The organism is Thermus neutrinimicus, assembly GCF_022760955.1.
GTDB classification, from domain to species: domain Bacteria; phylum Deinococcota; class Deinococci; order Deinococcales; family Thermaceae; genus Thermus; species Thermus neutrinimicus.
Map to the genome: position 1 here is coordinate 162,982 of NZ_JAKTNU010000002.1, position 18,108 is coordinate 181,089.

Genomic DNA, 18,108 nt, shown 5'->3' on the forward strand with positions numbered 1-18,108 from the left:
CAAGAAAGAGGGGGTTTTTCACCATTTGCCAAACCCCCCTTTTCTTGACAGGTGGGGCCTAGCCTGCGGAGTATGGACGCAAATGGCCAGGAAGAGGAGCCTTTCCACGGTCCAGGCGGCCTTGCGCATCCTGGCCTACCTGGCCGAGCACCCGGAAGGGGTGGGGGTGAAGGAGGTGGCCCGCCTTTTGGGGAAGAGTCTATCCACCGCCTACGCCCTTTTGAACAGCCTGGCAGAGGAAGGCTTCGCGGTGAAAACCGAACGGGGGTACCGCCTGGGCCAGGCCAAGCCCCTCCGGTTGGAGACCACGCCCCTCGAGGAGGCCCTGGAGGAACTCTACCTCCGCACCCGGGAACGGTGCTACCTGGCCCTCTTGACCCCCGAGGGGATCCGGCTCAAGACCCGGGGCCGGCAGGGCCAGCCCCATCCCCTGGGGGACACCCTGCCGGAGGAGGTCTACGCCCTGGCCCTGGGCAAGGTCCTCCTGGCCTACGGGGCCTTGCCCTTGCCCGCCCTGGTCCCCAGAACCCCCTACACCCTGACAGATCCCCTGGCCCTCGAGGCGGAGCTCACCCGGGTCCGGGAATCCGGGCTGGCGGTGGAGATGGAAGAGTACGCCCTGGGCCTATCCGCCCTGGCGGCTCCCCTTTTCGGCCCCGAGGGTAAGCTTTTGGGGGCCTTAGGGGTGGTGGTTCCCGCCAGGCGCTTCCCCTTTGCCTTCAGCCGCCTGGCCCGCTCCCTTTCCGAGGTGGCCCAGGTTTCCCCTTACCTCAAGCCTCCAGACCCCCCGTCCCTGCCCCCGCCCCTGGAGGCAAACCTCCACGTGGAAGCGGTAACACCCCCTCCCCCCTTGCGGGAAAAGGCCAACCTCAGGGAGTACGCGGAGGCCTATCGGGCAAGCCTCGAGGATCCCGAAGGCTTTTTCGGCAGCTTCGCCCGGGAGTTCCACTGGGAAACCCCTTGGGAAAGGGTCCACGATCCCGCCACCCACACCTGGTTCGGCGGAGGGCGCACCAATGCCGCCATAAACGCCTTGGACCGCCACCTGCCCGAGAAGGCCCAACAGGTGGCCCTCATCACCCTGGACGGGGATGGGCACTTGGAGAAGTGGACCTACCGGGAACTCCTGGACCTCTCCCGCCGCCTTGCCGGAATCTTCCAGGCCCTGGGGGTGAAGCAGGGAGACCGGGTGGCCCTCTACCTGCCCACGGGGCTGGAGGCCGCCTTGAGCCTCCTGGCCCTGGCGCGGATCGGGGTGGCCCATGTGGCCCTGCCCGTGGGCCTAGGCCCGGAAGCCTTAAGGGAGCGGCTTCTCCAGAGCCAAGCCCGCCTCCTGATCGCCGCCGACGCCTACTTCCGCCGGGGACAGCTCATTCCCTTAAGGCCGGTGGTGGAAGCCGCCCTCTCGGGCCTGGATCTCCCCGTGCTCTGGCACACCCGGGGCACCACGGAGTTCCTGGAAAGGGCCTCGGAGGGAAAGCCCGCGGAGGCCGTCCCCGTCCCCGCCGAGCACCCCCTTTTCATCCTCCACACCTCGGGCTCCACGGGCAGGCCCAAGGGCGTGGTCCACGGCCATGGGGGGTACATGGTGGGGGTCAGCTGGGCCCTCCGGTACCTCTTCGACCTCAAACCCGGAGAGGTCTTCCACACCACCGCCGACCTCTTCTGGGTGGTGGGCCACTCCTTCGGCCTTTACGCCCCGCTCTTCCTGGGGGGCACCAGCCTTATGGTGGAGGACCGGCCGGACCATCCCAACCCCGCCGCCTTCTACGAGCGGCTGAAGCGGTTTGGCGTGGACGTGCTCCTCACCTCCCCCACGGTGCTCCGCACCCTGCGCCGCCACGGGGAGGCCCGGCCCACCTCCTTGCGCCTGGTGGGGAGCGTGGGGGAGGCCCTGGCCCCCGAGGTGTGGCGTTGGACCCGGGAGAACCTAGCCTGGCCCCTGGACAACTGGTGGCAGACCGAGCTGGGAGCCCCGGCCCTGGCCACCCCCCTCACCCTCCCTGCCAAGCCGGGCTTCGTGGGCATTCCCTTGCCGGGGGTGGAGGCCCGGGTGGTGGACGGGGAAGGGCAGGTCCTACCCCCAGGGGCCAAGGGCCACCTGGTCCTCCTGAGGGCAGGGCCAGCCCACATGGTGGACCTCCTGGGGGGGGAAAGCCCCTGGCGGTGTGGCTTGTACTGGACGGGGGACCTCGCCACCTGGGACGAGGAGGGATACTTCCGCATCCTGGGCCGCTCCGAGGAGGTGATCAAGGTGGGGGAGGCCCGGCTCGGCACCGCCGAGGTGGAGGCGGCCGCCCTCACCCACCCCCAGGTGGCGGAGGCAGCCGCCATCGGGATCCCTGGGGAGGAGGGGGAGGAGATCGTGGTCTTCGTGGTACCCAAGAAGGAGGTGCCCGAGGAGCTCAAGGCTCTCCTGGCCGAGAAGATCAAGGCCCACCTCCTGCGGCACCTGGGGCCGGTGCCCCCACCCCGGATCGTCTTCGTGGAGCGCCTGCCCAGGACCCGTAGCGGCAAGATCCTAAGGAGGCTCTTAAAGGCGGAACTCCTGGGCTTAGACCCTGGAGACATTTCAGCCCTGGAGGAGGAGTATGGCAGTGGAAAAGCTTCTTAAGGCGGAAGAGCGGCTTTGGGCCCCGGAGGAGGTACGCCTCAGGGCAAACCTCCAGAATTTTTCCGAGGTATACCGGCAAAGCCTCGAGGACCCCGAGGGCTTCTGGGGAGAATGGGCTAGGAGGTTTGACTGGGAGACGCCCTTCCATAGGGTGCTGGAGTGGAACCTCCCCGAGCACCGCTGGTTCTTGGGAGGCACCACCAACGCCGTCTACAACGCCCTGGAGCGCAACGTGGAAAGGGGACTGAGGAACAAGGTAGCCCTCCTCTACCTCTCCGAGGACGGCCGTGAGGAGAAGCTCACCTACGGGGAGCTCCTGGACCGGGTGCGCCGCCTGGCCACGGGGCTTAGGCGCCTGGGGGTGCAGAAGGGGGACCGGGTGGTCATCTACATGCCCTTGACCCTCGAGGGCATCCTGGCCATGCTGGCCACCGCCTACCTGGGGGCCATCCACAGCGTGGTCTACGCCGGCCTTGGGGTGAGCGCCCTGCGCGAGCGCATCCTGGACGCCGGGGCCAAGCTCCTCATCGCCGGGGACGTGAGCTACCGCAGGGGAAAGGGAGTGGACCTCCGCTCCCTGGTGGAGGAGGCCATCAAGGACCTGCCCCTTCAGGTGGTCTGGTTCCAAAGGGCCTTCCAGGCCGAGCTTCCCCAAGGCCACCACGACTTCCAGGACCTCCTTTGGGGAAACCCACCTGAGGCCCGGGCGGAGATGGTGGACGCGGAGCATCCCCTCTTCATCCTCTATACCTCCGGCTCCACGGGAAAACCCAAGGGGGTGGTACACGTCCACGGGGGATACATGGTGGGCACCACCTACCACCTGCGCACCTTCTTCGACGTGAAGGACGACGACCTCTTCTGGGCCACCAGCGATATCGGCTGGATCGTGGGCCATTCCTACATCGTCTACGCCCCCCTCCTGGAGGGGATCACCAGCGTCCTCCGGGAAGGAGCCCCCGACTACCCCGACCCCGGGGCCTTCTGGCAGGTGGTGGAGCGCCACCGGGTGAACGTGATGTTCACCGCCCCCACCGCGGTGCGCCTTTTCATGAAGTTCGGCCCCGAGTGGCCTGGGAAGTACGACCTTTCCTCCTTACGCCTCATCGCCGTGGCCGGGGAACCCTTAAACCCCGAGGCCCTGCTTTGGGCCTACCAGCACCTGGCGGATGGGGGACGGCGGGGCTTTGTGGCCGATAACTGGTGGCAGACGGAGCTGGGCGGGCCCACCCTGGGAACCCCCTTGGTGCTCCCCGCCAAGCCCGGCTTCGCCGGGGTGGCCCTTCCCGGGGTGGAAGCGGAGGTGGTGGACGAGGAGGGCAAGCCAGTCCCCCCAGGGCAAGGGGGGCTTCTCATCTTGAAGCGCCCCTTCCCCCACATGATGCGCACCGTCTGGGGTAACCACGACCGCTACCTCCAGTACTGGCGGGAGGTCCCGGGGAACGTGTACGTGGCCGGCGACGTGGCCAGCAAGGACGAGGAGGGTTACTTCAGCGTCCTAGGCCGGGCGGACGATGTCTTAAACGTGGCCGGGCACCGCATCGGCACCGCGGATGTGGAAAGCGCTTTGGTCTCCCACCCCGCGGTGGCCGAGGCGGCGGTGATCGGGGTGCCCGACCCCCTCAAGGGCGAGGCCATCAAGGCCTTCGTGGTGCTCCGGCTCGGCCAGGCCCCCTCGGAGGAGCTTAAGGAAAACCTCATCGCCCACGTGCGCCGGGAGCTGGGCCCCATCGCCACCCCTGCGGAGGTGGTCTTCCTGGATAAGCTTCCCAAGACCCGCTCCGGCAAGATCCTCCGCCGCCTCCTCAAGGCCCAGGAGCTGGGCAAGGACCCGGGGGACCTGTCCACGCTGGAGGAATAGCCTCTAGGTGGCAAGGGGGCTGGGCTGGGGTATCCCCCAGCCCCTTTCTCATCCGGAAAAGCCATGCTTTTGCGTATACCCGCAAAGCCAAGATTTCTTGACACCCTCCTCACCCTTTCCTAAGATTGCCCCTAACCGCGAGGGAGGCAAAAAAGGAGCGCATGGAGCGCTTCCCTAGCGGGGGAGGGAGTTATGAGCAACCTGGAAGGGTACTGGAAGGCCAACACCTCACTCATACGAAACCTGCTCATCGTTTGGGCCCTGGTCTCGTACGTCTTCGGCATCCTCCTGGTGGAGCCCTTAAACGGCATCCGCCTAGGGGGCCTCCCCTTGGGCTTTTGGTTCGCCCAGCAGGGCAGCATTTACGTCTTCGTCATCCTCATCTTCTACTACGCTTGGAAGATGGACCAGCTGGACCGCCACTACGGCGTGCACGAGTAGGAGGAGAAGATGAGCGTTGAAGCGTGGACCTATCTCCTTGTGGGCATCACCTTTGCCCTTTATATCTACATCGGCTACGCCAGCCGAGTTCGGGAAACCGCGGGATTCTACGTGGCCGGCCGCGGCGTGCCCGCCATCGCCAACGGAGCCGCCACCGCTGCCGACTGGATGTCCGCCGCCAGCTTCATCTCCATGGCGGGCCTCATCTCCTTCATGGGGTATGACGGCGCCGTCTACCTCATGGGCTGGACGGGAGGATATGTGCTTCTGGCCCTCCTGCTGGCCCCCTACCTGCGCAAGTACGGAAAGTACACGGTGCCCGACTTCATTGGAGATCGCTACTACTCCCACACCGCCCGCGCCGTGGCCGCCATTGCCACCATCTTCATCTCCCTCACCTACGTGGCCGGGCAGATGCGGGGCGTGGGCATCGTGTTCAGCCGTTTTCTGCAGGTGGACATCGCCACCGGGGTCATCATCGGGGTGGCGGTGGTGGCCTTCTTCGCGGTGCTGGGGGGGATGAAGGGCATCACCTGGACCCAGGTGGCCCAGTATTCGGTGCTCATCATCGCCTACCTCATTCCTGCCATCGCCATCGCCAACGTCCTCACCGGCAACCCCGTTCCCCAGCTAGCTTTCACCTTCAGCGACCTGGTGAGCCGCCTGAACCAGATCCAGGTTGACCTGGGCTTCACCGAGTACACCAAGCCCTTCCAGGGCAAGCCCATGATCGATATCCTGGCCATCACCCTGGCCCTGATGGTGGGGACGGCTGGGCTCCCCCACGTGATCATTCGCTTCTACACGGTGCCCGACGTACGCTCGGCCCGCTATTCTGCTGGCTGGGCCCTGCTCTTCATCGCCCTCCTCTACACCACGGCCCCGGCGGTTGCCGCCTTTGCCCGTTACAACCTCATCAGCACCCTGCATGGCAAGACCCTAGAGGAAGTGCGCCAGATCGACTGGGTGGCCAAGTGGGAGAAGACCAAGCTCTTGGCCTTCGTGGACAAAGACGGGGACGGCAAAGTCACCGTGGCCCCAGGCCGAGCCTTCGCCTTGAAAGGCGGCAGGCCGGACTTCAACACCCCCGACGAGAAGAGCAGAAACGAGGTGCACATTGACAACGACATCATCGTGCTCTCCACGCCGGAGGTGGCCAAGCTGGCCCCCTGGGTGATCGCCCTGGTGGCTGCAGGCGGTCTGGCGGCAGCCCTTTCCACGGCCGCGGGCCTGCTCTTGGCCATGTCCAGCGCCATCTCTCACGACATCTACTACCGCATCTTCCGCCCCAACGCCACCGAGGCCCAGCGCCTCTTGGCGGGCCGCATCGTGATCCTTTTGGCGGTGGTCCTGGCCGGTTACTTCGGGGTGAACCCGCCGGGCTTCGTGGCCCAGGTGGTGGCCTTCGCCTTCGGCCTGGCAGCGGCGAGCCTCTTCCCCGCCATCCTCTTGGGCATCTTTGACAAGCGGATGAACCGGGAAGGAGCCATCGCTGGCATCCTGGTGGGCCTCATCTTCACCGCGGTGATGATCGGGATGATGCGGGCACCCCAGATCTTCGGGGCACCAGCCCCCGTCATCCCCAACCTCTTTGGCATCAGTGCGGAAGGGGTCGGGGTTATCGGCATGATCCTCAACTTTGTGGTTGCGTACCTGGTTTCCCGGGCCACGCCTCCACCCCCGGAGCATATCCAGCACCTGGTGGAGGAGATCCGCATCCCCAAGGGCGCAGGCCAGGCAGCTGAGCACTAAGCAAGGGAAAAGGGGGGCCAAGGCCCCCCTACAATGTTCCTATGCGCCTCCTTTACCTGCGGTTCTACCTGGGAAGCCTGGTGGTCCTCTTTGGTTTCTACCTGAGCGGCCACTACCTTTTGGGCTTGCCCTTTCCCACTCCCAGGATGCTTTTCCAGATCGCCCTGGGAACCGCCTTGGGGATGGGGCTGGGCATCCTTTACCACCGGCTTTGGTCCCTCCCTCCTCCAGGCATCGGTCGCGTGGTGCGGCTTTTCATCCTCCTGCCCCCAGCCTTCATGCTGGGGATAGGCCTTCTGATCCTGCTCCAGGCCCAGGTGGCCTTGCACTACCTCATTCCCCTGGTGGCCTGGTTAACCCCCGCCTATGGATCCCCGGAAGATTCCTCCCTTAAACGCCCTTCCTGAAGCGGACCTCGAGACCCTTCTCCACCAGGCCCAGGAGGAAGCCCATCCCCCGGGCACCCCGCTTTTGGAACAGGGGGGGGCACCCGCGCAAAACCTCTACCTCCTCCTGGAAGGCCAGGTGGCCCTCCTGGACGGGGAACGGGAGGTGGGAACCCTGGAGGCGGGGGAGTTCTTCGGCTTCCCTTCCCTCCTTTCCGGCGAACCCCCGGCCCTAAGCGTGGTGGCCAAAACCCCGGTCAAGGTCCTGTCCTTTCCCAAGGAGGCCTTCCAAAGGCTACTGGCCCACCCGGAAATCGCCCGCTTCTTCGGCCAGGGCCTCGTGGAGAGGGTGCGGCTTCGCATGGACCTAGAACCCTCCCTCTTGGCCCCGGTGGGAAGCCTGGTCCGCCGTTCCCCTTCCTTTATCCCCCCTTCGGCCACGGTGGAAGAGGCCGCCCGAAGGATGCGCCAAGAGGGCATCTCCAGCCTGCTGGTGGAGGGGGAACCCTTGGGCATCCTCACGGACCGCGACCTGAGAAACCGGGTCCTGGCCGAGGGCCGCCCCCCTTCCACCCCCGTGGGGGAGGTGATGACCGCCCCCCTTTTCTCCCTTCCAGCGGACACCCCCATCTATGAGGCCCTGGCGGCCATGGTGGAGCGGGGCATCCACCACCTGCCCCTTACGGAAGGGGGGCAGGTGGTGGGGGTGGTCACCCATACCGACCTGCTCCTCAACCAGGCCCAAAGCCCCTTGGTCCTCCTCCGGCGGATCGAAAGGCTGGAGCTTTCCCGGTATGGCCTCGAGGTGGCCTCCTTGGTGGAGGGCCTTTTCCAACGGGGCCTGGGCGGGGTGGAGATCGGCCGGGTGGTGGCCTCCTTGAACGACGCCCTCATCCGCCGGCTGGCCAAGGAAGCGGAAAGGGCCTTGGGCCCGGCCCCAGTTGCCTATAGCTTCATGGTTTTCGGCTCCGAGGGGCGAAGGGAGCAGGCCCTCTTGACGGACCAGGACAACGCCCTGGCCCTGGAAAGCCAGGATCACGAGGCCTACTTCCAGGCCCTGGCGGAGCACGTGGTGGGGGGGCTTATCCGGGCGGGGATCCCCGAGTGCAAGGGGGGATACATGGCCACCCGCTGGCGCAAAACCCTGGGGGAATGGCAGGAAACCTTCCGCCGCTGGATGGAGGCCCCCGAGCCCCAGGCCCTCCTGGAAACCCAGATCTTCTTTGACCTGCGCAAGGCGGCGGGTAGCCTTTCCCTAAAGCCCCTGGAGGAGACCATCCTGGAGGGCAGCCGGAAGGGGGTCTTCCTTTACCACCTGGCCCGGGCCAGCCTGGAGTTCCGCCCTCCCTTAGGCCTCTTCGGAAGGGTGCGCACGGAGGAGGGCTTTGTGGACCTCAAGCGCCACGCCATTGCCCCCATCGTGGCCCTGGCCCGGCTTTACGCCCTCACGGCGGGGAGTCTGGCCAAGGGGACGGTGGAGAGGCTCAAGGCAGCAGCCGAGGGTGGGACCTTAAGCCAGGAGGGTGCGGAAAGGCTGGAAGAAGCCTTCCGCTTCTTCTTTACCCTGCGCCTAAGGCACCAGCTTGCGGCTTTGCACCAGGGAAAGCCGGTGGAAAACCGGGTGCTCTGGGCTAGCTTAAGCCCCGGGGAGAAGCGCAAGGCCCTCGAGGGTTTCCGGACCATCGCCGAGATGCAGGAGAGCACCGCAAGCCGCTTCCAGTTGCGATGAAGGAGAGGCCCTTTGCCCTTTTCCTCCTGGCCCTTTTCCTTTTCCTCTTCCCCGTAAGCCTGATCTTCCCCATGCCCCTGGGGCCTTGGGGCCTTCCTCCCCTTTACCTCTACCTCTACGCCTCCTGGGGCTTGGTGGTGCTTCTGGCCTACCTCCTATTCCGCCGGCCATGAACCCTTTCCTTCTCCTCCTAAGCCTTTTCCTCTACCTGGGCCTCCTCTTCCTGGTGGCCCTCCTGGGGGAGGGGCGGGGGCGGGCTTGGGTCCAAAGCCCCTGGGCGTACACCCTTTCCCTGGCGGTCTACGCCACCGCCTGGACCTTCATGGGAAGCGTGGGCCGGGCGGCCACGGAGGGGGCCAGCTTTCTTCCCATCTACCTGGGACCCACCCTGGCCCTTCTCCTGTGGCCGTTTCTCCATGAAAGGTTGCTTTCCCTGGCCCGAGCCCACCGCCTCACCTCCTGGGCCGACTTCCTCTACCTGCGCTTCGGCCATAGCCTCCTGGGCCCCCTGGCCGCCGCCTTTTTGGTGGTGGGCCTGCTTCCCTACCTGGCCCTGCAGCTAAAGGCCATCGCCCAGGCCTTCCTCTTCCTCCGGGGCGAGGAGGAGCCCCTGGCAGACATCGCCTTGCCCACCGCCTTGCTCCTGGCCCTCTTCGCCATCCTCTTCGGCACCCGCCGCCTGGACCCCTCGGAACGGCATCAGGGCCTGGTGCTGGCGGTGGCCTTTGAGTCCTTCGTGAAGCTTATCGCCCTCCTCCTCGTGGGAGGGGTGGTCCTTTGGCAACTGGGAAACCCCTTTCCCAGGGTCCAGGGCCATCCCGAGCTCCTCCCCCTCCTCCTTCCCCAGGAGGGCCTTACCGGCCACCTGGAGTGGAGCAGCCTGGTGGTCCTTTCCGGCCTGGCCTTCCTCTTCCTGCCCCGCCAGTTCCACGTGAGCGTGGTGGAGAACACTGACCCCCAGCACCTCCGCCTGGCGGCCTGGGCCTTCCCCTTGTACCTGCTCCTCATCAACCTGCCCGTCCTTCCCCTGGCCCTTTGGGGCCGGCTCCTCCTGCCCCAGGGAAACCCGGACCTCTACGTGCTGGCCCTACCCCTCGAGCTTGGCAACGCCCCCTTGGCCCTTCTGGCCTTCCTGGGCGGGGTTTCAGCGGCCACGGCCATGGTGGTGGTGGAAAGCCTGGCCCTTTCCATCCTCATCTCCAACCACCTCCTCTCCCCCCTTCTCCTCCGTTTCCGGGCCCTAGGAAGCCTCCTCCTCTGGCGCAGGATCTCCATCCTGGCGGTGATGCTCCTGGCCTACCTCTACTTCCGCCTGGCGGGGGAGGCCTATGCCCTGGTGGCCATGGGCCTCATCTCCTTTGTGGCCGTGGCCCAGCTGGCCCCAGCGGGGCTCTTAGGGCTCTACTGGAAGGGGGCCACTCCCCAGGGGGCCTTGGCGGGTCTTCTGGGGGGAATCCTCCTCTGGGCCTATACCCTTTTCCTCCCAGCCCTGGCCCGCTCGGGCTGGCTCCCCGCCTTTTTCCTGGAGGGCCCCCACCCCCTTTTAAAGCCGGAAGGGCTTTTGGGAATCCAGGGCCTGGATCCCGTGGTCCACGGGTTTCTGGCGAGCCTTACCGTAAATCTAGCCCTCACCCTGGGGGTTTCCCTCTTCACCCGGCGGAAGGCCTTGCAGGAGGAGCGCACAGGGGAGGTGGAGGAGCTCGCCGCCCTTCTCCGGCGGGTTTTGGGGCCCGAGGCGGAGGAAAACTTCCGCCGCCAGGCCCAGGCCCTCCCGGGCCGGGAAGCGGCAGGGCTCGCGGAAACCCTTCTGGCGGGGTCCGTGGGGCCTGCCACTGCCAAGCTCCTCCTCCTCTCCGTCACCCGGGAGGCTCCCCCGGAAGCCCTGCGGGAGGAGGTGGAGGAGGCGGCCCGGGAATCCCGGGAACTTCGGGCCTACGCCCAGGCCCTCGAGGAGGCCAGGAAGGAGCTTGCCGAAGCCTATGAGCGCCTGAAGGCCCTGGACCAGGCTAAGGATGAGCTCCTGGCCGCGGTGTCCCACGAGCTCAAAACCCCCCTCACCGCCGTGCGGGCCCTGGCGGAGATCCTCGAGGCCAACCCCGGCCTCCCTGAAGAGGAGCGTGGGCGCTTCGTTTCCCTTTTGGCTAAGGAAACCGCCCGGCTCTCCCGCCTGGTGGAGGAGGTCTTGGCCTACACCCGGCTTCAGGCGGGGGTGCCCCTCTCCCGTGGCCCCACGGACCTTCGGGCCCTGGCCGAGGAAGCCCTGGCCCTGGTGGAACCCCTGGCCCGGGAAAGGGGCATTGCCCTAGAGTCGCAACTGGTGGGGGTCCAAGCCCTCACGGACCGGGACCGGGTCCTCCAGGTGCTTTTGAACCTCCTCCACAATGCCCTGCGCCACGCCCGCAGCCGGGTGCGCCTGGAGCTTACCCTCGCCAACCAAGAGGCCCTTTTCCGGGTCTTCGACGATGGTCCCGGAGTACCCCCCCAGGCCAGGACCTTGGTATTCGAACCCTTCCAGAGCTTCTCCGGAGGCACGGGCCTTGGCCTTTTCCTGGCAAGGAGACTCGTGGAAAGCCTAGGGGGACGGATCTTTTTGGAAGAGGGGGAGGGGGCCGCCTTCGCCTTCACCCTTCCCCTGGAGGTGGAGCATGAGGATTCTGGTGGTGGACGATGAGGAAAGCATTCTGGTGCCCTTGGAGTTCCTCTTGAAGAAGGCGGGGCACGAGGTGGTTCTGGCCCGCACGGGGGAGGAGGCCCTAAAGGCCCTATCCCAAGACGCCTTCGACCTCATGGTGCTGGACCTCATGCTTCCGGGAATGGATGGCTTCGCCGTTTTGGAGCGGACCAAGGCCCTACCCCAAAGGCCCAAGGTCCTGGTCCTCACCGCCCGGGGGCGGGAGGCGGACCGGGCCAAGGCCTTGGCCCTGGGAGCCGAGGCCTTCATGGCCAAGCCCTTTGGCATCCAGGACCTCCTTTCCCAGGTGGAAGGGCTCTTGGGGGGAAGATGAGGGAGACGTTACGCTTTTTGGGAGCCCTCCTCCTGGGCCTCCTCCTGGTGGGGGGGGCCGTGGGCCTGGGCCTTTTCCTCCTCCTTCAGGGAGAGGAGGACCTGGGGAAGGAACTCCTCCGCCTGGCCCAAAGGAAGCTACCCCTGCTCCTTTTCTTGGGCTTCCTCTTCACCCTGGTCCTGGCCGTTCTGCTCTACCCGGTCTTCCTGGGCTACCTGGCCGCCACCCGGGCCCTGGGCCAGGAGGCGGAGATCGTCCTGGCCAACCCCGGCCACCGCTTGCGCCTTCGGGGACCCTTTGAGCTCAGGGCCCTGGCGGACCTCATCAACCGCCTGGCGCAGGAAAAGGAGGCCTTGGAGAAGGAGGTGGCAACCCGCATCGCCGAGGCGAAATCCCTCCTGGAGGAGGAAAGGAGGAAGCTGGCCGCCCTCATCGGCCACCTTCCCCACGGGGTGGTGCTGGCCAACCCCAAGGGCCAGGTCCTCCTCTACAACCAAGGAGCCCGGGAGCTATTGGGGGAGGGCCTGGGGGTGGGCAAAAGCCTCTTCGGCCTCCTGGACCGGGGGCTCATGGTCCACGCCCTGGGGCTACCAGGGGAAAGGTTCTTAACCCAGGGCCCCAAGGGGACCCTTTGGCTCCAGGTGGTGCCCCTGGAGGGGGAGGAAGGGTTTTTGGTCCTCCTGGAGGAGGCCCGGGAACAGGGAGGGTGGGATGCCGCCCTCCTCCACCGCCTAAAGGACAAGCTGGCGGGGCTCAAGGCCTTAGCCGAGACCCTGGAGCAGGAGGCCAGGGGAACCCCCCTCGAGCCCCTCCTCAAGACCGCCACGGCCACCGCCCTGGAGCTCAGCCAGCTGGTGGCCTCTTGGGAAGCCCCGTCCCAGGCGGCGGAGGTATTGGCGGAAGACCTTTTAGCCCTCCTGGCCCAGGCCCTGGAGCGGGAAACAGGGGTTTCCCCAGGGTTCTCCCTGGAGGAGGAGGCCAGGGACCTCCTGGTCCAGGCGGACACCTATGCCTTGGCTCGAGGGCTGGCAGCCGCCCTAAAGGACGAGGAGGAAGCCTTCCTGGAGGGAAAGCGTGAGGGCAACCTGCTCCACCTCATCCTCGCCCTGCCCAAGCCTCCCCCAGGGCCCGCCCACCCCGACCTTCCTCCTCTCCTGAAGGAGGCGGTGGAGCGGTCCGGCGGGAGCGCCTGGTGGGCGGGAGCCCGCCTTCACCTCCTCCTCCCCGCCCGGGAAGCACCCCGGCTTCCCGCCAAGGCGGGCCCTCCCCCCCGGGCCGAGGTCTTTGACCTCTCCCTGCTCCATGCCCCCGAGGAGCTGGAGGAGGCTCCCCTGGAGGGCCTCCTCTACACCGCCTTCGACCTGGAAACCACGGGCCTGGATCCGGAAAAGGACGCCATCATCGCCCTGGGGGCGGTCCACATCCTGGGGAAAAAGGTGCTCCGCCACGAGATCTTCGAGGCCCTGGTCAACCCCGGACGCCCCATCCCCAAGGCTTCCACCGAGATCCACGGCCTCACCTGGGAGATGCTGAGGGAAAAGCCCAAGCTGGAGGAGGTGCTCCCGGGGTTTCGCCTGTTCCTGGAGGACACGGTGCTCCTGGCCCACAACGGGGCCTTTGACATGGCCTTCCTAAGGCGGGTGGGCCTCCACCAGCCCCCTTTGGTGGACACCCTGCTCCTTTCCCACCTGCTCTTCCCCGACCTCCAGGACCACCGCCTGGAAACCCTGGCGGAGCGCTTCGGCGTGCCCGTGATCGGCCGGCACACCGCCTTGGGGGACGCCCTCATGACCGCGGAGGTCTTCGCGGGCATGGTCCCCCTCCTAAAGGCCAGGGGCTACCGCACCCTGGGGGAGGTGCTCAGGGCCTGCGCCAGGTTGCCCCTGGCCAGGCTCAAGTACTGACCGCGAGGCCCTAACCCAGGCGGAGGGCCTTGTGGCCTATGTCCTTCCGGTACTGGGCCCCGGGGAAGCCCACCTGGGGAATGAAGCCATAGGCCCGGGAAAGGGCCTCCTCCAGGGTCTTCCCCAACCCCACCACGTTCAGAACCCGCCCCCCCGCGCTCACCAGCCTGTTCCCTTCCCACCGGGTCCCCGCGTGGAAGACCAAGACCCCTTCCGGCGGCTCAGGAACATGGAGGGGAATGCCCTTCCGCGGGCTTTCCGGGTAACCGGGGGCCGCCAGGACCACGCAGGCGGAGGCCCCCTCCCGCCAGGCAAGCTCCGTTCCCTTAAGCCGCCCCTCCGCCACCCTCAGGGCCAGATCCACCAGATCATTCCGCAAAAGGGGCAGGATGGCCTGGGCCTCGGGGTCGCCAAAGCGGGCGTTGAACTCCAGCACCTTGGGGCCCTCCCGGGTCAGCATCAAACCGGCATAGACCACCCCCCGGTAAACCACCCCTTCCGCCCTCAGACCCTGGATCAGGGGTTTCAGGATCTCCTCCTCCACCCGCCTCAAGGTGGCGGCCTCCATGGGGTAAGGGGCCACGGCCCCCATGCCCCCGGTCATGGGCCCCTGGTCCCCGTCCAACAGGCGCTTATGGTCCTGGGAGGGGAGGAGGGGCAGGATGGTCTCCCCGTCGGTTAGGGCCAGCACCGTGGCCTCGTCCCCCTCCAGGTATTCCTCCACCACCACCTCCCCTCCCTCGGGGCCGGAGAGAAGGTTGAGGATGGCCTGCTTGGCCGTGTGCAGGTCAAAGGCCACCGTCACCCCCTTGCCCCCCGCCAGGCCGGAGTCCTTGATGACGATGGGCACACCCACGCCCTCCACGTACTCCAGGGCCAGCAGGGCATCCTGGAATACCCGGTACCGGGCCGTGGGAATGCCGTGGCGCTCCATGAGCCCCTTGGCGAAGGCCTTGGAACCCTCGATCATGGCGGCCTTCTGGGTGGGGCCAAAGAGCAAAAGGCCCCGCTTCTGGAAGGCATCGGCGATGCCCTCCACCAGGGGCGCCTCGGGACCCACCAGGGTAAGGTCTATCCCCTCGCCCAAAGCCCAGTCCGCCAGGGCTTCCACATCCCCATTCCAGGGAACCAGCTCCGCCAAAGCCGCCATCCCGGCATTGCCAGGGGCGGCGTAGAGCCGATCCACCAGGGGGCTTTGCGCCGCCTTCCAAAGGAGGGCGTGCTCCCGCCCCCCGGAACCCACCACCAGCACCTTCATAGGGGAGATTCTACCCGCCTTAAGGCATCCTCCGCCCTCAGGCGGACCTCTCGGGAAAGTTCGGAAAGCTCCTGCCGCAGGGCAGGATGGTCCTCCGCCAGGAGGTGGGCGGCGAGGAAGGCTCCCCGGACCCAGTCCCCTCCCTGGCCCAGCAGGGCGGCGGGCACAAGGTGCCCTAGGCCCCAAGCGGAAAGCAGGGCCACGGCCCGAAGATAAAGGGGCTTCTCCCCGGGAGCAAACTCCTGGAAGCGGGGCCAGGCCTCCCCAAGAAGGGCCTTAAGGCCCTCCCCTGGAGGGAAGGCCAGTCCCGAAAGCACCAGGCGCACCGCCCTTGGGTAAAGGCGGTGCTCCAGGAAAAGCACCCGCCTTTCCAAGGTTTCCGGGGTATCCCCGGGCAGGACGGGCACCCGCCCCTGGAGGACGATGGGACCGGTGTCCATCCCCTGGTCCACGAAGTGGACCGTGGAGCCCGTTTCCCTCTCCCCCGCCTCGAGGACCCGGGCGTGCACGCGAAGCCCCGGATAGGCGGGAAGGAGGGAGGGGTGGATGTTCAAAAGGCGGCCGTACCAGGGTTCCACAAAAGCCGGGGAGAGGAGGCGCATGAAGCCGGCCAGGAGCACCAGGTCCACGCCCCTGGCCTCTAAAAGGCCCAGGGCCTCCCCTTCAAAGGCCTTCCGCCCCCGCCAGGGGATGGCCACCGCCTCCACCCCCCGCCTCGAGGCCCGCCTTAAAGCGTAAGCCTCCGGGTTGTCGGAGAGGACCAGCACCACCTCCCCCCAGGGGTTTTTGGGGGGGAAAGCCTCCAAGAGGGCCTCCAGGTTGGTACCCCGGCCCGAGGCCATCACCGCCATCCGCGCAGGGCGGCCCAAGGGAAAGGGACTCAGCATAGGTCTATCCCAGGGCCTCCGGGTGGTGCTTCTGCCAGTAACGCACCAAACCTTGCAGGTTCATGTAGGGGGGGTCGGCGAGCTCATAGAGGCGCATCGCCTCCTCCCCCATCCCCGCCCGCCTCAGACCCTCCCGCCAGTAGGCCTCAAAGCGCTGGGTCATCTCCTCCAGGGGAAGGCCTTCCTTGAGCCGGTGCAGGACCCAGCCCGCCCACTCCTCCAAGACCTCCCGCAAGGCCAGGAGGTGGGCCTCCACGTCCCGGTAGGGGCCGAAGTGGGTGAGGTAGAGGGCCTCGGGCCTGAGGGCCAGGAGGCGGTCCAGGGAGGCGTACCAGGTTTCCAGGTGGATGTCGGGGGGCGGGGTAGGGGGCAGAACCGGCCCCGGGGCTATGCGCACCCCAGCGATGTCCCCGGCGAAGAGGAGGCCCTCCACCAGGTAGGCGTGGTGGTGGGAGGCGTGGCCCAAGGTTTCCAGGGCCTGGACCCTAAGCCCCCCGAGGTCCACCACCTCCCCATCCCCCAAGGCCCGCACCCGCTCCTGGGGAACCCCTTTAAGCTCTCCCCAGAGGGGTTTCAGCATCGCCCCGTAGATGCGCTCGGCGGAGGCCAAAAGCCTCGAGGGATCCACCAGGTGAGGGGCCCCCCGGGGGTGCACGTACACCGTGGCCCCAAGCTCCGCAAACCGCCATGCGGCCCCGGCGTGGTCCAGGTGGATGTGGGTCACGAAGACATGGCGGACCTCCTTAGGGTCCACCCCCTCCTGCCTCAAGGCGGCCTCGAGGCGGGGATAGGTGCTCTCCGGCCCCGTTTCCACCAGAACAGGCCCCTCCTCCGCCTCGAGGAGGAAGCTGGCGATAACCCTCTGTGCCCCCTGGAAGTGGAGGTCCAGGACCCTCACCATGGGCGCTCCTCCTTAGGGCCGATCCGGGTGTGCAGGGTGCCGATGCCCTCGATGGCCACCTCCAGCCTGTCCCCCGGCTGCAGGGCCCCCACGCCCTCCGGGGTTCCGGTGAGGACCACGTCCAAGGGCTCCAGGGTCATGAAGCTGGAGATGTAGGAGAGGATCTCGGCCACGCTGAAGATCATGGCCGAGGTGTGCCCCTCCTGCCGAAGCTGGTCGTTCACGTAGGTGCGCACCCAGGTGTTCTGCGGGTCCAGATCGGTTTCGATCCAGGGACCCAAGGGCAGAAACTTGTCCGCGCTCTTGGCCCGCACCCACTGGAGGTCCTGCTTCTGGGCATCCCGGGCGGTGATGTCCACGGCGATGGTGTACCCCAACACGTGCTCCAGGGCTTTTTCCGGGGGCACGTTCCGCATGCGATCGCCCACGACCACCGCCAGCTCCCCCTCGTAGTGGAGCTCCTGGGTAAAGAAGGGGTAGGGCACGGCATCCCCGGTGTTCCAGGGGTCCCGGGGGTTGCCGGGATGGGCCAGGGTGTTGGGGGCCTTCAGGAACAGGCCCGGCTCCTTGGGCAGGCCCTGGCCGAAATCGTGCCCCATCTCCCGGATGTGCTCCCGGTAGTTTCTCCCCACGCACACGATCTTGCTGGGGGTAGCCGGCACCAGCAGGCGCACCGAGGCCAGGTCGTAGCGCCTCCCCGTGGGGTTTCCCCCGGGGCCATCCGTTTCCAGGACCATCTCCCCCTCCAGTATCCCCCAACGGCCTCCGTTAAAGCGTAGAAGCTTCATGCCCTAAAACTACCATCTTCCCAAGAGGATTTGCAGGCCCCTCGAGGCCACCAGCAAGGCCACCAGAAAGGCGGCAAGCCGCCCCTCTTGGGGGGCCAGGAGCAAAAGGGCCAGGTAGCCGAAGATGGCCCCGAAGGGGATGGGATAGATGCCCCTACGGCGCCTCCGCCAGTAAAGGAGGTGGTGGACCCCCGCCACCCCCAGGCCCAAAAGGGCCGCCCCCAGGGTCTCGCGGGGAAGCCAGGCCAGGAAGTAGCCCAGGGAGGGGGCGATCCCTCCCCCGCCCCGGAAGCGGAAGAAAAGGGGCCAGTTGTGCCCCGCCACCACCGCCCCCGCGGCCCACACCCGCCACTCCGGGGGAACGAGGAGAAGGGCCAAGGCCCCCTTGCCCAGGTCCCACAACACCACCCCAAGGGCGGCCCAAGGGCCCTTATGGCGAAAGACCCCCGAGCCCCCCGGAAGGTCCCTGGCCCGCACCTCGGGGAAGAAGAGGAGCCCCCCCACCAGGGAACCCAGGAGGTACGCCAGAAGCAGGTAGGCCATGCCCCCATTCTTGCAAAAACCCCCCCCTTGCCCTATCCT

The 18,108-nt window shown here is 66.9% G+C and carries 15 protein-coding genes; 10 read left to right on the top strand and 5 right to left on the bottom strand.

The window, feature by feature from the left end; translation table 11 throughout:
• The first annotated feature begins 82 nt into the window (after positions 1-82).
• From L0C59_RS02775 to L0C59_RS02820, 10 genes are all read left to right on the top strand, one after another.
• Positions 83-2,614: an AMP-binding protein gene (locus L0C59_RS02775; RefSeq protein WP_243089690.1), complete on the top strand. Its 2,532-nt coding sequence runs from the start codon at positions 83-85 to the stop codon at positions 2,612-2,614.
• The gene (locus tag L0C59_RS02780) at positions 2,592-4,475 is read left to right on the top strand and encodes an acetate--CoA ligase (protein WP_243089691.1); all 1,884 of its coding nucleotides are present in this window, start codon (positions 2,592-2,594) and stop codon (positions 4,473-4,475) included. The genes L0C59_RS02775 and L0C59_RS02780 overlap by 23 nt, the downstream gene beginning before the upstream one ends.
• Before the next feature lie 192 nt (positions 4,476-4,667).
• Positions 4,668-4,916 (top strand): DUF4212 domain-containing protein, encoded by a 249-nt coding sequence (locus L0C59_RS02785; RefSeq protein WP_243089692.1) that lies wholly within the window; start codon positions 4,668-4,670, stop codon positions 4,914-4,916.
• A 9-nt stretch (positions 4,917-4,925) separates the two neighbouring features.
• Positions 4,926-6,668 (top strand): sodium:solute symporter family protein, encoded by a 1,743-nt coding sequence (locus L0C59_RS02790; protein WP_243089693.1) that lies wholly within the window; start codon positions 4,926-4,928, stop codon positions 6,666-6,668.
• Between the two features lie 41 nt (positions 6,669-6,709).
• Complete coding sequence (locus L0C59_RS02795; RefSeq protein WP_243089694.1) at positions 6,710-7,075, top strand: hypothetical protein; 366 nt, start codon at positions 6,710-6,712, stop codon at positions 7,073-7,075.
• Positions 7,035-8,783 (top strand): putative nucleotidyltransferase substrate binding domain-containing protein, encoded by a 1,749-nt coding sequence (locus tag L0C59_RS02800; protein WP_243089695.1) that lies wholly within the window; start codon positions 7,035-7,037, stop codon positions 8,781-8,783. Before L0C59_RS02795 ends, L0C59_RS02800 begins: the two co-directional genes overlap by 41 nt.
• Positions 8,780-8,956: a hypothetical protein gene (locus L0C59_RS02805; protein WP_243089696.1), complete on the top strand. Its 177-nt coding sequence runs from the start codon at positions 8,780-8,782 to the stop codon at positions 8,954-8,956. Before L0C59_RS02800 ends, L0C59_RS02805 begins: the two co-directional genes overlap by 4 nt.
• A complete protein-coding gene (locus L0C59_RS02810; protein WP_243089697.1) occupies positions 8,953-11,454 on the top strand; it encodes a sensor histidine kinase in 2,502 nt (833 codons plus the stop codon). The genes L0C59_RS02805 and L0C59_RS02810 overlap by 4 nt, the downstream gene beginning before the upstream one ends.
• Positions 11,429-11,788, top strand: a complete 360-nt coding sequence (locus L0C59_RS02815) for a response regulator transcription factor (protein ID WP_243089698.1) — start codon at positions 11,429-11,431, stop codon at positions 11,786-11,788. Before L0C59_RS02810 ends, L0C59_RS02815 begins: the two co-directional genes overlap by 26 nt.
• Positions 11,785-13,692, top strand: coding sequence for a 3'-5' exonuclease (locus L0C59_RS02820; protein ID WP_243089699.1), 1,908 nt, complete (start codon positions 11,785-11,787; stop codon positions 13,690-13,692). The genes L0C59_RS02815 and L0C59_RS02820 overlap by 4 nt, the downstream gene beginning before the upstream one ends.
• Before the next feature lie 10 nt (positions 13,693-13,702).
• On the opposite strand, the gene purD is transcribed toward L0C59_RS02820, so the two are convergent.
• From purD to L0C59_RS02845, 5 genes are read right to left on the bottom strand one after another with little or no spacing between them, the layout of a single operon-like run.
• The gene (gene purD / locus L0C59_RS02825; protein WP_243089700.1) at positions 13,703-14,950 is read right to left on the bottom strand and encodes a phosphoribosylamine--glycine ligase; all 1,248 of its coding nucleotides are present in this window, start codon (positions 14,948-14,950) and stop codon (positions 13,703-13,705) included.
• A complete protein-coding gene (gene purN, locus L0C59_RS02830) occupies positions 14,947-15,837 on the bottom strand; it encodes a phosphoribosylglycinamide formyltransferase (RefSeq protein ID WP_243089701.1) in 891 nt (296 codons plus the stop codon). Before purN ends, purD begins: the two co-directional genes overlap by 4 nt.
• A gap of 4 nt (positions 15,838-15,841) precedes the next feature.
• A complete protein-coding gene (locus tag L0C59_RS02835; RefSeq protein ID WP_243089702.1) occupies positions 15,842-16,738 on the bottom strand; it encodes an MBL fold metallo-hydrolase in 897 nt (298 codons plus the stop codon).
• Positions 16,732-17,526, bottom strand: coding sequence for a fumarylacetoacetate hydrolase family protein (locus L0C59_RS02840; protein ID WP_243089703.1), 795 nt, complete (start codon positions 17,524-17,526; stop codon positions 16,732-16,734). Before L0C59_RS02840 ends, L0C59_RS02835 begins: the two co-directional genes overlap by 7 nt.
• 9 nt (positions 17,527-17,535) lie before the next feature.
• Positions 17,536-18,069, bottom strand: coding sequence for a glycerol-3-phosphate acyltransferase (locus L0C59_RS02845; RefSeq protein WP_243089704.1), 534 nt, complete (start codon positions 18,067-18,069; stop codon positions 17,536-17,538).
• Positions 18,070-18,108: the final 39 nt, after the last annotated feature.